The sequence below is a fragment of the Candidatus Saccharibacteria bacterium oral taxon 488 genome (genome assembly GCA_010202845.1).
Classification (GTDB): domain Bacteria; phylum Patescibacteriota; class Saccharimonadia; order Saccharimonadales; family Saccharimonadaceae; genus Nanosynbacter.
This window is the reverse complement of record CP047921.1, coordinates 131,248-145,415: the sequence shown is the minus strand read 5'-3', so window position 1 is coordinate 145,415 and position 14,168 is coordinate 131,248. Positions and strand designations below refer to the sequence as shown.

Below are 14,168 nucleotides of genomic sequence, written 5' to 3'. Positions count from 1 at the left end.
GTATAGGGTAATTATCTATTAAAAGCGATATTATCCGGGTTTATATTCCGTGAGGTAGCATTCATCCGAAACTTCTTGGCATCGTAATCAGCCTCCTTGATGACCCGCTGCCTATGATCTGTTAATGACTCTTCGCCATCCAACCCCACTGGATTTTCCCCAACCGCAAAACCAGGAGCGATGGCTAATGGGATAGCTCCCGTCTCCCTACCTTCAAAAGCACTCTCATACTGAGAATAAACTTCTTCAACTATCCTCAGTAATTTGTCTTTAGACTCCTCAAAGCCATAAAATACTATCGGATCTCGTCTTGTTTCCAGTCGCCCAGCGGCTAGTCTAGCACAATAATCAACTGCCTTGTCTACAAGGTGCTTGGTGTAACCACTTGGCGCCATAATCTTTGCCTGAAAGCGAAGCCCCTCTCTTGTAGCTTTCGCAAAAATCTTTTTATAGATATCAAGGCTATCTCGTAACTGAGGATTAAGATATATTCTTACCGTTGGGTATTTGTTAGGGTTTTTACCATCTTCCTGCAGAAACTTCAAAGAATTATGCTGTATCCAAAGCAGACTGCATTCATCTGCCAACATTCTTTCCTTTATTTGATTACCCCCACCGTACCGCTGTCGATATTTGTCAGAAAAAGCATAGAGCTCTTCGATATGCCGGCGCACTCCTGTCCTATAAAACTCGACATCATCGGGGTCGTTCACTGACGTGTCGGTATCAAGCCGCCCCAGCACCTCTTCTATAGAATTACCTGGCATCTTTCTTGCCTCATCAAACGATCGAGGGAGTCCAGCGTATCGCTCCGCAGAAAACGCATTGAGCGCGGTGCCCCCCATCGCCTGTTTTTCATGGGCGATCTCATGTGCTAACTTATAAAAATCTGCATCGTTAAGGTTCTGATCAAACGCAAGGTGCGCAATAGTACTCTTGTTAGTGTCGTCAAGATCACCGTAGGCAGAAAACTGCTGCACAAAACCTAAGCGTTCACCATATGGGTTACTTTTTAAATTATGTTTATTCTTTACCATATACGTTTGGTATAGTAGCATAGTTTACCGCATATGTCAATCTCGACACCTCTAAATAAAAACACCCCCAAACGGGATGACTGTTTATTTGGTGGGCGACAAGGGACTCGAACCCCTGACCCTCTCGGTGTAAACGAGATGCTCTAGCCAACTGAGCTAGTCGCCCTTGTCAAAAAGTACGATAGGAAGGACTACCTTCTAGACGATCATTATACCTCACGCTGCTCAATATAATGACGTTATGGTGGGCGATGAGGGACTTGAACCTCCGACCTCGTCATTATCAGTGACGCGCTCTAACCAGCTGAGCTAATCGCCCTCATTGCAGTCTTGGTGGAGTGTCGTAGACGTAAGCCTACTCCACCCCATATGGTGGAGGCACAGGGACTCGAACCCTGGACCCCCTGCTTGCAAAGCAGGTGCTCTAGCCAACTGAGCTATGCCCCCATCTCGCCAAGACTTTATTCATTGTACCGTATCTTTTTTATTCTGGCAAGTGTATAATGGAGATATGTATTATAAATTTACCTTTGGATCTTTTTTTGTCGGCCTCATCGTTTTGATTATCGGCGCCGTCATGACTGTCTACCACCAAAAGTTAGCGGACAATCTCGCGAGCGGCATCAGTAGCTACGAGCGCTTCAAGTTCTGGGGTCTGGTCGTCTGTGGAGTTGGCTTTGGGATTATGCTGTGTCTCCACACTATCCCGCTAGGCTGGCTGGCAGAATCGCTATTCGGTCGCCGATAGTTCCGCAGCCATCGCCATATCGCGTTCTGCCTATGCTCAGCCACACTGAAAGGAAAGGCCCCGTCATTAGTCATAGACGACAAAACACCCTCCAAACAGGAGGGCGTTTTTATATTAACAACTTGATTGTGCAATTCATCAATCGGCTTATCGTAGAGAAGGTTTTTGAACTTTGTCTCGTCCTTAGAAGGACTGTTGTAAATATGTAAGCTCAGCATATTTACGAGACCGACCTAGCTCAATTTGTGATTACTCGACAAATTGGCATCTATTCTCCCTAGAAAGGAGGTAATCCATCCGCACCTTCCGGTACGGATACCTTGTTACGACTTAACCCCAATCATGCCCCCCACCTTAGGCCGACGAATCGGACTTCGGGTGTTGGTCACTTTCATGGTTTGACGGGCGGTGTGTACAAGACCCGGGAACGTATTCACCGCAACTTGCTGATTTGCGATTACTAGCGATTCCGACTTCATGCAGGCGAGTTTCAGCCTGCAATCCGAACTGGGACTAGCTTTGATGCGATTTGCTTCACCTCGCGGCTTCGCTGCGCATTGTACTAGCCATTGTATTACGTTTCTAGCCCAGGACGTAAGGGAAATACTGACCTGACATCATCCCCTCCTTCCTCCCCGTTACCGGGGCAGTCCAAGTAGAAAAATACAACTACTTGCAAGGGTTGCGCTCGTTGAAGGACTTAACCTAACATCTCACGACACGAGCTGACGACGGCCATGCATCACCTGTCACAGGGTTCCAAAAGGCACAGTCTACTTTCGCAGACCTTCCCTGGATGTCAAGCCCTGGTAAGGTTCTTCGGTTATCATCGAATTAAAGAACATAATCCACCGCTTGTGCGGGTCCCCGTCAATTCCTTTATGTTTTAGCCTTGCGGCCGTACTCCACAGGCGGGATACTTAACGCGTTAGCTTCGCTACTGAAGGGGTCGATACCTCCAACAGCTAGTATCCATCGTTTACGGCGTGGACTACCCGGGTATCTAATCCGGTTCGCTCCCCACGCTTTCGTGCCTTAGCGTCAGAAATGGTCCAGTCACCTGCCTACGCCATCGGTGTTCCTTCTTATATCTACGGATTTCACTCCTACACAAGAAATTCCAGTGACCTCTACCACTCTCGAGTAAGCCAGTTTGAATAATAGTCTGTATGGTTGAGCCACCAGGTTTCACTATTCACTTGACTTACCGCCTACGCAACTCTTTACGCCCAGTCACTCCGGATAATGCTCGCACCCTACGTATGACCGCGGCTGCTGGCACGTAGTTAGCCGGTGCTTATTCATGAGTTACCGTCATATTCTTCACTCATAAAAGAAGTTTACAACCCGAAGGCCTTCATCCTTCACGCGGCGTTGCTCCATCAGGCTTTCGCCCATTGTGGAAGATTCCTCACTGCTGCCTCCCGTAGGAGTCTGGACCGTGTCTCAGTTCCAGTCTGGCTGATCATCCTCTCAGACCAGCTATGGATCGTCGGCTTGGTAGGCCATTACCCTACCAACAACCTAATCCAACGCAGGCTTCTCCCAAAGCGGATAAATCCTTTAATCCGAAGACCATATGCGGTATTAGCTACCCTTTCGGGCAGTTATCCCTCACTTTGGGGCAAATTCCTACGTGTTACTCAGCCGTCCGCCGCTTGCCGGCACTCTGCACTATCAGTTCGAAGTCACCCCAGACACTCATCTCTTTCGAAATGATGCGGCTGATTTCTTTTGGAAATCTCCGCGTCCAGGCTTCAAGTTGATAGTGCAGAACCCGCTGCCGCTCGACTTGCATGTGTTAGGCACGCCGCCAGCATTCATCCTGAGCCAGGATCAAACTCTCCGTTAAAAATCTACTTTGTGTCAAAGTATTAAGGCTCTACAAAAATATAAACTGACGATGATATTGCACAATCAAATTGTTAAAGACCATAGTCGGGTTTGTGTACCGCTTTCGCTTCACCTAACAAATTAGCGTGATTGTCGCTTGGCTCGCACTCCAGCAACCAGACTGATATTCATCTTACCTGATATTAGTGGTCAGGTCAAGGGTTATTAGCAATTATCTTGTAGCGAAAATTACAACAAAGGTTACAACCGTGCCCACGGCCGCCCCGACAAGCATTTCTGGCAGTGTATGACCATGTGCCACCCTAATCGTCGACAGCTTTGGATAATCTTTTCGCACCACCTTATTTAGCAAGTCACCTTGTTGTCCAGAGGAAAATCGCACCATCACCGCATCATACAATACGATTGCCGCGAACCACGCAGCCAGGCCAAACAGCGGACTTCCCCACCCCTGGTAGTGGCCGATAGTCAGCGCAAGTGACACCACTGTTGCACTGTGAGCACTCGGCATACCACCCGAAAATAATACCGGCGAACGGGGGTTCGACTGTGTAACTCGACGATTACGGCCAAACAGCCGGGCCAGATGCTTTGATGACTGCGCTACAAACCACGCGATGCCCGGTATCAGGATGTATTGCATCGGCACTTGGCTAATCCTCCTCGTCTGAACGCTTCTCCATTAGGCCAATCGACGACACCGCATCGCCATCGCTCAACCGCATAATCGTCACACCCTGAGTTGTTCGACCGAGCAGCTTGATGTCACTCAAGCCCAGACGGATTGTTTGACCATTTTGCGATACCAACAGTGCTTCGTTCATCGTCGGATCAATCGTCTGTACTGAAATAATTGGGCCAGTCTTTGCCGTCACGATTGCCGCCTTTATCCCGACACCACCGCGCTTATGACTTGGGAAGTTAGTCACTTTCGTACGCTTACCAAAGCCCTTTTCGCTAATGACCAATAGTGTCTGCTCATCGCTGGTAACGATATCCATGCCAACAACGCAATCGTTCGGACGTAGACGCACCCCGCGTACGCCACGAGCCGCTCGACCCATCGGCCGGGCATCCTGCTCGTTGAAACGAATCGCCTGGCCAGCTGATGTTGAAATAATTACATCACTTTTGCCATCTGTTTTCTTGATCCAACGTAGCTCGTCACCCTCGTCTAACTTAATAGCAATGAGCCCGTTCGTCCGGATATTGGCATAGTCGCCAAGCGGAGTCTTCTTCACCGTACCATGCTTAGTTGCCATAAATAGGTAGCCCTGGTCACCAGCGTTCTTCTCGTGTTTAATGATAGCGGTGATCTTCTCTTCTGGCTGTAGCTGGAGCAGGTTCACCGCCGCCACACCTTTGGCACTGAGACTGGCAGCTGGTACTTCATACGCTTTCAGACGGAAAATCCGACCTCGATTCGTAAAGAACAACAAATAGTCATGGGTGTTTGCTGGCACCACCTGGTCAATGATATCCTCCTCTTTGGTGGTCATGCCGCGCTTACCCTTGCCGCCACGGTTCTGCTTGCGATAGTCACCGAGCAGGGTCCGCTTGATGTAATTCTCGCCGGTTAGCAAAATGACCGCTTCCTCATCTGGAATTAGCTCCTCATCAGAGAACTTACCCAGTTCATGGTTGATAATTTTACTACGCCGCTCGTCGCCGTACTTTTCCTTCATCTCTAGAAGCTCGGTCTTGATGATGTTCAAAATCTCTTGCTCATCAGCCAAGATAGCTTCTAGTCGTGCAATCAGCTTCAAGAGTTCACGCAGCTCATTTTCAACCGCTTCACGCTCAAGCCCAGTCAGGCGTCGCAGCTGCATTGCCAAGATAGCTTTGGCTTGAATCTCGCTCAGTCCGAACTTAGCGCGCAGATTCTTTTCTGCCTCATCCTGAGTTTTTGAAGCACGAATCGTCTTAATCACCTCGTCAATGTGATCCAGCGCAATCTTATAGCCTTCCAGAATATGCGCCCTCGCCTTGGCTTTTTTCAGCTCAAACTCAGTACGGCGACGCACCACAGATTGACGGTGTTTCACAAATTCGCTCAGAATATCGTGCAAGCCTAAGATCCGTGGCTGCATAGTGTTGACCAATGCCAACATGTTGTAATTAAAACTCGTCTGGAGCGCTGTTAGTTTGTACAGCTGGTTCAATACTTTCTTTGGATACGCATCTTTTTTCAGCTCAATGACAATGCGGACCTTACCTCGAGAACTTTCATCGCGCAGGTCAGCCAGTTGTACTCGCTTTTCTTTATGCAATTCACCAATCTTTTCAATTAGTGTTGCTTTATTTACACCATACGGGATCTCTGTGACGACGATCTGATGTCGACCCTTCTTGGTCTCCTGAATCTCCGCCACCGCCCGCATCATTACACTACCGCGACCAGTCGCATATGCCTGACGCATCGGCGCGCCTCCATAGACAATCGCCCCTGTCGGAAAGTCCGGGCCCTTAACGTGCTTCAGTAAATCATCAACCGTCGCCTCAGGATTATTGATCAGCTCAACCGTCGCATCCACCAACTCGCCCAGGTTATGCGTCGGAATGCTCGTCGCCATACCAACAGCGATACCGATCTGGCCGTTCAATAGCAAGTTTGGTAATTTTGCCGGCAACACAATTGGCTCACGCTCTGAACCATCAAAGTTATCCTTGAAATCAACCGTTTCTTTCTCGATGTCAGTTAGTAGTTCTTCAGCTGGCTTGTCGAGTCGCGCCTCAGTATAACGGTGAGCGGCTGGTGGATCTCCGTCCATTGAGCCAAAGTTTCCCTGGCCCTGCACCAGGGTATAGCGCATCGCCCAATCTTGCGCCAGACGCACCATCGAATCATAAATCGCTGAGTCACCATGTGGGTGATATTTACCCATCACGTCACCAATGATGCGCGCTGATTTGACGAATTTTGCAGTACTACGGTTGCCGTTTTGGTTCATTGAATACAAAATACGGCGATGCACCGGCTTTAGACCATCGCGCACGTCCGGCAATGCCCGGTCAACAATGACACTCATTGAATAGCGGAAGAAATTATCCTGCATCACATGTTCGAGTCGACGTCGCTCCAAGCCTGTTAGCGTCTCGGTTGCCATGTCCGGCGTCGCCTCAATTGACTCGTGGTCACTGGTTGATTGTATCTGTTTGTCCTGATCACTCATGATTAAATATCCAAATCCTCCAAGTTAGCATTTTTTGCCCAGCTTTGAATAAAGTTTTTGCGCAAACTCACGTCATCGCCCATCAACCGCGTAAAGATCGCATCCGCCTCTTCGGCGTCTTCCACACTGACCTGAATCAATACACGATTTTCTGGATTCATCGTTGTCTCCCACAGCTGGTCGGCATCCATCTCACCAAGACCCTTAAATCGTGAAATTGTCACGCCAGCCTGCTTGGTGACATCTTGTTCATCATCGATTGTTGTGCCACGACTTTTCTTATCGGCAATTAGGCTCGCCAATACTTTGTCTTTCTCATCCTCATCATACGCATAAATTTTCTTCTGCCCACGGTTGATTGAGTACAACGGTGGCTTGGCAAGGTACACATAGCCACCCTCAACCACCTCTTTCATATAGCGGAACAGGAATGTCAAAAGCAACGTCGCGATATGACTACCGTCAACATCAGCATCGGTCATGATGATAATTTTGTGGTAACGCAGACCATTGATGTCAAACTGATCACCGATACCGACACCAAACGCCTGGATCATCGCCACAATTTCTTTATTGGCAAACATTTTATCAAGTCGCGCCCGCTCAGTGTTCAGCACCTTACCGCGGAGCGGTAAAATCGCCTGAGTTCTACTGTCGCGGCCCTCTTTGGCTGAACCCGCTGCTGAGTTACCCTCAACGATGTAAATTTCACTATCGCTTGGACTTTTGCTTGAACAATCCCACAGTTTACCCGGCAGCCCCATACCATCAAGTGCGCCCTTACGGATCACATTGTCACGAGCTGCTCGCGCCGCCTTACGCGCCCGGGCCGCCAAGGTTGCCTTGCCGACAATTTTCTTAGCAGTACTCGGGTTTTCCTCGAGATAATATGCAAAATACTCGTTCATCACTTGCTCGACATAGCGACGCATTTCTGGATTACCAAGTTTGTTCTTGGTCTGACCTTCAAACTGCGGATCGGGCAGCTTGACTAAGATAATTGCCGTCAAGCCCTCGCGAATGTCGTCACCGGTCAGGTTATCTTCCTTTTCTTTCAGTAGGCCATTCTTACGCGCGTAGTCGTTGATGACCCTGGTTAATGCTGAGCGAAAACCGATCAAGTGTGTACCGCCATCTGGTGTCAGCACGTTATTGGCGAACGGCTTTACTGTCTCAATGTAAGTATCATTATACTGTACGGCAATCTCGACCATGCAATCTTCAACCTGTCTCTCAACATAAAAGACATCGTTTGATAAAACATCTTTGCCAATGTTGAGGTGTCTCACGTAGCTCTGAATACCACCCTCAAAGTAAAATGACTGTCGCTCACCTGTTCGATTGTCAATAACCGAGGTGTGCACGCCTTTGGTGAGGTATGCCTGATGGCGCAAATAACTAACCACCCACTTGTAGTCAAATTCCACTGTCTCCTTAAAAATCGTTGGATCTGGGTAGAAGGTTATGCGTGTCCCGGTTGGCCGATCGGTTTTGCCAACCTTCTTTAGCGGCTCGGCGATACCACCAGTCGCAAACACCACGCGGTATAGCTGCCCGTCTCGCACCACTTCAGCGATCATTTTAGTTGAAAGCGCGTTGACCACGCTCGAACCCACGCCATGAAGTCCAGATGACACTTTGTAGCCGCCGCCGCCAAATTTACCACCAGCATGCAGTACTGTCAGCACGGTTTCTAGGGTAGACAAACCAGTTTTTGGATGTTTATCAACCGGAATACCGCGCCCATCATCAGTCACCTGCACACCACCGTCTTCTAGCAGCACCACCTCTACTCTCGTCGCATGGCCCGCGATTGCCTCATCAATTGAGTTATCAGCGATCTCCTTGATCAAATGGTGAATACCATCATATCCCGTGCTACCAATGTACATCCCCGGCCGCTTACGCACCGGTTCGAGACCCTCCAAAACCTGGATTTGCGAGCCATCGTAGGCTTGCTTATCTGTTTGTTTAGCCATGCTTCCCTCACTATTTCTGATTTGTCAGCTATTTACAACTCCCCCATTATACCGCAAAAAAAGTGTTCACTCAAGCTATTTGCGTAAAAGCGATCACTGTGCTATAGTGGAGACGGAATTTTTACGAAAACATAAAACTAATGAAAAATAAGGAACGGCATGTTTAAGAAAATCGTCTCCCACCTCGCGTTTAGCCCAAGCCTCATCCAAGAGCTCGGCTTTTACGCGAAACGCCTCCACAAAGAGGAAATCACTCGCAAAACCGGTCTCATTCTGACCGCCCTAGCGCTCATTGTGCAGTCATTTGCCGTTTTCCAACCACCTGAATCTGCCAATGCCGCCAATGCTTCAGACCTCGTTTATGGCGGTATTCATACGAAATCACAGCTGCTCGCCGCGTGGGACAATAACTCGCAAAATTATCGTGACATGCTGCAGCACGCTGGCATCACACGCGAGAACTTGGCGAGTGCTCGCGACTCTGAGATCAGTACTCGCAGCAGCGGCCGCGATAATGGCTGGCAGTCATGGAGCCGAGTTTCACGCTTCGGCCTTCAGCACGGAGAAGTCCAGTTTCAGGTTGGTAGCTTAACGCTGTATTCGCGACCAATGGCTGAATTTGACACCGGGCGCAACCGCAGCGGCTCAGGCTCATGGTATAAATCATTCGTCGGCACGACTAGCGAGGGCAAACCGTTTGCCATCATGAAGGCCTGCGCTAACATCATGCTCAAAGAGTTGCCAAAACAAAAACCGAAACCAACCGCCGCTTGTAAATTACTTGAGCGACCCGTCGTCACCGACCGTACCAAAGTCTCGATGACAGCGTATGGTGATGTCCAAAACGGTGCAACGATCGCTGGCTATACCTTCATCATTAAAAACTCAGCCGGCACAGAGGTGCTCCGCAAACGTGTCAATACCACCGCTACGAGCACGTCATTACAACACACACTCGACAAGGATGGCACGTATACCGTGTCCGTTATTGTCCACACCAGCCTCGGTGACCAGACGAATAGTGCCTGTGCTTCAACCGTTACGATCAGTCCAAAACCACGCTGTCCACTTAACCCAAGCCTGCCGATAGACCATCCCGACTGCCAGCCGTGCCCAGGCGATGCTACAATTTGGGTCAAAGACACAACCTGTAAAGCCCAGGTTACCCGCACCAAGGCAGCACATAACCTAACCTCCGGCGGCGATGCCACCAAGAAAAAAGCCAACACCAGCGACCGCATTGAGTATAAGCTAACCGCTAAAAACGAAGGCAAAGCTCCAGCAACAGTTGATCTGAAGGACGAACTATCGGACGTACTAGAATATGCCGATATCTATGATAATGGTGGTGGCACCTTTGATAAGGAAAAGCGCACCCTTTCTTGGCCACGAGTCACCCTTAAACCAGGCGAGCAAAAGGTTATGACCTACGTCGTCCAGCTCAAGGGTCAACTTTCGGCTAAACCACGTGGCACCAGTGACCCGTCATCGTATGACTGCCGTATGACAAACGTCTTTGGCACCAGTGTCGAAATCGTTGTCAACTGCCCAACGCCAAAGGTCGTCGAGCAGACCGTCGCTACCCTGCCGCGAACCGGCCCTGGAGAAAACATGTTGTTTGCCGGTATTGTTGCAGCTATTGTCACCTTCTTCTATTGCCGCTCGCGACAACTGAGTAAAGAGGTCCGCATCATTCGCCGTGATATTACGGCGGGAACGTTATAACATAGGGAGGGTAAATATGTCAGAAAAAATTCATGGGGCTAATCCAGAGTTAACAGAGAACGCTCGCGAACTTGAGCGATCAGCCGGCGAAGTAGAACGCTCAGCGGCTGAAAAATTAAAGGAGCGGGCTGAACGAGCCGTCGAACAGCAACACGAAGGTATCGATGAAGCTCACCGTGAGGCATTAGAACAAGCCGAGACAAGCCAAACCGCTGAAACGGAGAAGCCAGCAGCCTCAGAAACACCTCGCCAGATCACCAAAGCCGACCGTACTGACAGCTACCGGAAAACCATGAAAAAAATGCAAAGCGAACTACCGCCAGCGTCACGCACCTTTAGTAAAGTCATTCACAACCCAGCTGTTGAAAAAGCCAGCGAAGCTATCGGCAGCACCATCGCGCGCCCGAACCTCATTATTGCCGGCGCACTCGGTGCGATTGCCTCAGTTATCATCTACTTCGTTGCCCGGCATTACGGCTACGTTCTCTCTGGATCAGAAACGATCATTCTCTTTGGTTGTGGTTGGGTTATCGGCGCCATCATTGAGTACGCTCGCGTTGGCTTCCTCAATAAAAGATAGCTAGCCCACGCCTAGCGTAGCTTAATCGACACCTCGCCATTATCGTTATTATCACCACGCAGGTCGAGGCGGTTTTGCGGCTCTGCCTGCTGCAGTTCTGCCGCCATTCTATCAGCAATTGATAGCGGCGCGGTCTGCGCAGCCACATCCGAGCCAGCCACCGTCGGCGCAGACACCGGATGCTGATCTGGCGATCGCAAACTATCATGAGGCGCACTCGCTGGCTGCCCCGATGGCCTGTTCAACGAAGCACCAACTCCCTGCGGCATCTGGCCAGCCGTCTGGGCGGGCATAGCGATACCTTGTGGCGCAGCGCCCTGCCCAATCTGTGACGGCCGCATAGAAGCCGACTGCGGTTGTGTGCCCGCCAAGCCTGAGGTCGGCGACGCTAGTCGCGACGTAGCTGGACGGCCTGGCTGTGGAGCTAGCGGCGATGGCACGCCCAACCGAGACTGCCCCGCACCCGGAGCAGCAGCGCCCATAGCCCCCGGCTTGCCACCACCAAGTTGTTGACGTTTTGACAACCACTCGTCCAGGAAAGACGAACCGCTCTTTGCAGTCGGCCGATTGAGCGATGGGCCAGTCGACGAAGTCGCTGGCTTTTTATTACGACCAAGCCGCTCAAATATCTCTTTCTCAACCACCGCGCGTGGCTTGCCGTACTTCGCTGCCGATAGTCGTACCAACGCATCGCGAAGCTGATTGTTCACCTGCCCCATTGGCGGCACCCAGTTCATACTAAACGGCGCCGACGGCACATTGTTGATCATCACCGAAGCAATCGACTGGAAATTTGGTAGCTTTGATAAGTCATCAATATCAAACACCGGCTGAAACTTCTTGACCATCAATTCCGCGTCAGTGATACCAATACGCCCCGAGATAACCGTACCAATGTTACCGATGATAGCTTCACGAATCTTTTCTGTTAGCTGCGTCATAAACTGGTTACCCATGATCAGGCTCAGCTTATATTTTCGCGCCTCAGACAAAATTGATTCAAAACTATCAGTCGCAAAGTTCTGCACCTCGTCAACATATAGTGAAAAGTCTTCACGCTGCTCTTCCGGGATATCAGCCCGCGACATAGCTGCCGCCTGGAACTTCATGATAAAGATAATCCCTAGTAGCTTAGCGTTGAGCTCACCAAGCTTACCTTTCGACAAATTAACTAGCAGAATCTTTTTATTATCCATAATCTCACGGATGTTAAACCCTGACTTTGTCTGACCGATGATATTACGCATTGAATCATTAGAGATAAATGGGCCAAACTTCGAGACCACCCACGATATCACTTCACCGGCCTCATTTGATCGCTGTGAGGCCGGGAACTCCTTCGTCCAGAAATCAATCACCTGCGGATCAGTGACGTACTTCAGCTTACTCTTCACAAATTCTGGGTCAATGAGACACTTCGGCACATCAATAAATGTTCCACCAGCCGGATCCGCCATTAACAGTAGCGCACAGTTACGGAAAATATGCTCAAGCCGTGGCCCCACAATACCGGTATGCCCCGGATCGTACAGCCCGTACAGCATGTTAATCGCCTCCTGCACCAGAAAGTCCTTTTGATCCGGACTGTCGAATTCAAACATATTGAGACCAATCGGGTTTTCCATATCGGCGGGGTTGAAATAGATAATATCTTCCACTCGCTCTTTCGGCACCTTCCCCATGAGCGACTCGACCAAATCACCGTGCGGATCAATCAGCGCAAACCCTCGGCCATCCATCATGTCTTGATACGCCATATTTTCCTGCAATACCGACTTACCAACACCAGTCTGACCAATGATGTAAACGTGGCGGCGGCGATCCTTCGTACCGATACGAATTGGCTTTTTCGTACCACGAAATTCATTGTAACCAATCAATAATCCCTCGTCCAAGACATCAGTCGGCCCATCAACCTGCTTAGACATCTGCCGCTTAACCTGTGAAGTTGGAATGGCAGTTGCGCTCGGCAAGTGAAACAGAGTCGCCATCTCGACACTATTAAGGATATTACTGCGAATATGCTGCGGGAAAAACCGCATAATATACGCCGTAGTCATTTCCTCAATATTATTTGTCAGCGAAAAACGAAAACCGTTATTGCGTGGCGAGTCAAACATCGCAAACGCAGCGATAATATTTTTAAGTAGCACCTGTGAACGAGCGGCAGTATTTGATGAAATTACCACCCGCACCAATACCTCATACGCCGGATAGCGGGTTTTCTCGCTAACGGCATCAACCTCTGCCTGCTCTAGTGACGATAGCTGTTTATCCTCGGGCTTGATCTCGCCTTCTTTTTCTTTTGCTGACTGTGGTGGTTTCCACAACGCCTCAAAAATGTCCCCGACCATTGAGATATCAACGCCCGCCACCTTCGTCGACTTCTTTCCCTTGTTCTTCTTCATTTTCTCAACATGCTCTTCTGAAGCGCGCGACCAGCCCTCCCGTGCCGGCCGAACCAAGAATTGCAAGCCGATACCATCATCTTTTGTCGCCGCCGACATGGCATTCAATAATGCTCGCGACGCATCTCGCTTTGACTCTTGGTAGGTCGCGATAGGATAGACGAACGACTTACGGAGCGAGAATTCGCCGCCAATCGTCCCGCTCATCTTGCCAATTTTACTAAACACATTCGTATCAGCCACTTCTTCCAGCCGCGCCGCCGGATAGGCCGCCGCGATCGCTTGGCGAATTACATCAACCAATACCGTCGGTACCACGGCATAATAATGCACCAAACCGCCACGCGCAATAATCTCGAATGACAAATGGCGCTGTCCATAGAGTCGACTCTTAAATCCTTTCGTTGCCGTACTTGATATAATGTTATACATCACTTGCGCTTGGCTAAGAATTTCTTCCGTCAAATCACGCTGGTCACGACTCGCCCCATCAATATCTTCACTCGATGGCGGCAAGTGAATGAGCAGCGGCACCATTTTTAGCCCGCGCTCATAATTTTTTGCTTCACGTAGCATCTTGCGATACTGCAGCGTAACAATCGTCACACCGATCGCTAATACTACGACGACGATAAAACCAGTAATTAACGGCCCGCTATCCATA

At 49.7% G+C, this 14,168-nt stretch carries 7 protein-coding genes, 3 tRNA genes, 1 rRNA gene and 1 pseudogene; 3 read left to right on the top strand and 9 right to left on the bottom strand.

Annotated elements, in window-relative coordinates:
- Positions 1-11: 11 nt before the first annotated feature.
- The 4 genes from GWK78_00750 to GWK78_00735 all read right to left on the bottom strand — a co-directional run bounded on the left by GWK78_00750 (position 12) and on the right by GWK78_00735 (position 1,484).
- Positions 12-1,037 carry a hypothetical protein gene (locus tag GWK78_00750; GenBank protein QHU93565.1) on the bottom strand — a complete coding sequence of 342 codons (1,026 nt, stop codon included), beginning with the start codon at positions 1,035-1,037 and terminating at the stop codon, positions 12-14.
- Positions 1,038-1,126: 89 nt separating this feature from the next.
- Positions 1,127-1,203 (bottom strand) — tRNA-Val (locus GWK78_00745).
- A gap of 76 nt (positions 1,204-1,279) precedes the next feature.
- Positions 1,280-1,356: transfer RNA gene (locus tag GWK78_00740), tRNA-Ile, on the bottom strand.
- Between the two features lie 51 nt (positions 1,357-1,407).
- A tRNA-Ala gene (locus GWK78_00735) sits at positions 1,408-1,484 on the bottom strand.
- Between the two features lie 64 nt (positions 1,485-1,548).
- On the opposite strand from GWK78_00735, the gene GWK78_00730 reads away from it, so the two are divergent.
- Entirely contained in the window at positions 1,549-1,785 is a 237-nt protein-coding gene (locus GWK78_00730) for a hypothetical protein (protein QHU93564.1), read from the top strand.
- 279 nt (positions 1,786-2,064) lie between these two features.
- On the opposite strand, the gene GWK78_00725 is transcribed toward GWK78_00730, so the two are convergent.
- The 4 genes from GWK78_00725 to gyrB form a co-directional block, all read right to left on the bottom strand.
- Positions 2,065-3,640: ribosomal RNA gene (locus tag GWK78_00725) — 16S ribosomal RNA — on the bottom strand.
- Positions 3,641-3,850: 210 nt separating this feature from the next.
- Positions 3,851-4,282 (bottom strand): divergent PAP2 family protein, encoded by a 432-nt coding sequence (locus tag GWK78_00720; protein ID QHU93563.1) that lies wholly within the window; start codon positions 4,280-4,282, stop codon positions 3,851-3,853.
- 10 nt (positions 4,283-4,292) lie between these two features.
- Positions 4,293-6,746, bottom strand: coding sequence for a DNA gyrase subunit A (gene gyrA, locus GWK78_00715; GenBank protein ID QHU94253.1), 2,454 nt, complete (start codon positions 6,744-6,746; stop codon positions 4,293-4,295).
- Between the two features lie 68 nt (positions 6,747-6,814).
- Positions 6,815-8,791, bottom strand: a complete 1,977-nt coding sequence (gyrB, locus tag GWK78_00710) for a DNA topoisomerase (ATP-hydrolyzing) subunit B (GenBank protein ID QHU93562.1) — start codon at positions 8,789-8,791, stop codon at positions 6,815-6,817.
- A 159-nt stretch (positions 8,792-8,950) separates the two neighbouring features.
- Between gyrB and GWK78_00705 the strand changes: the two genes are divergently transcribed.
- Together GWK78_00705 and GWK78_00700 are read left to right on the top strand one after the other, a co-directional pair.
- Positions 8,951-10,516, top strand: coding sequence for a hypothetical protein (locus GWK78_00705; protein ID QHU93561.1), 1,566 nt, complete (start codon positions 8,951-8,953; stop codon positions 10,514-10,516).
- A 16-nt stretch (positions 10,517-10,532) separates the two neighbouring features.
- Positions 10,533-11,096: a hypothetical protein gene (locus GWK78_00700; GenBank protein ID QHU93560.1), complete on the top strand. Its 564-nt coding sequence runs from the start codon at positions 10,533-10,535 to the stop codon at positions 11,094-11,096.
- Positions 11,097-11,584: 488 nt separating this feature from the next.
- Here GWK78_00700 and GWK78_00695 read toward each other — a convergent pair.
- Positions 11,585-14,167 (bottom strand): annotated as a pseudogene (locus GWK78_00695) (DUF87 domain-containing protein).
- Position 14,168: the final 1 nt, after the last annotated feature.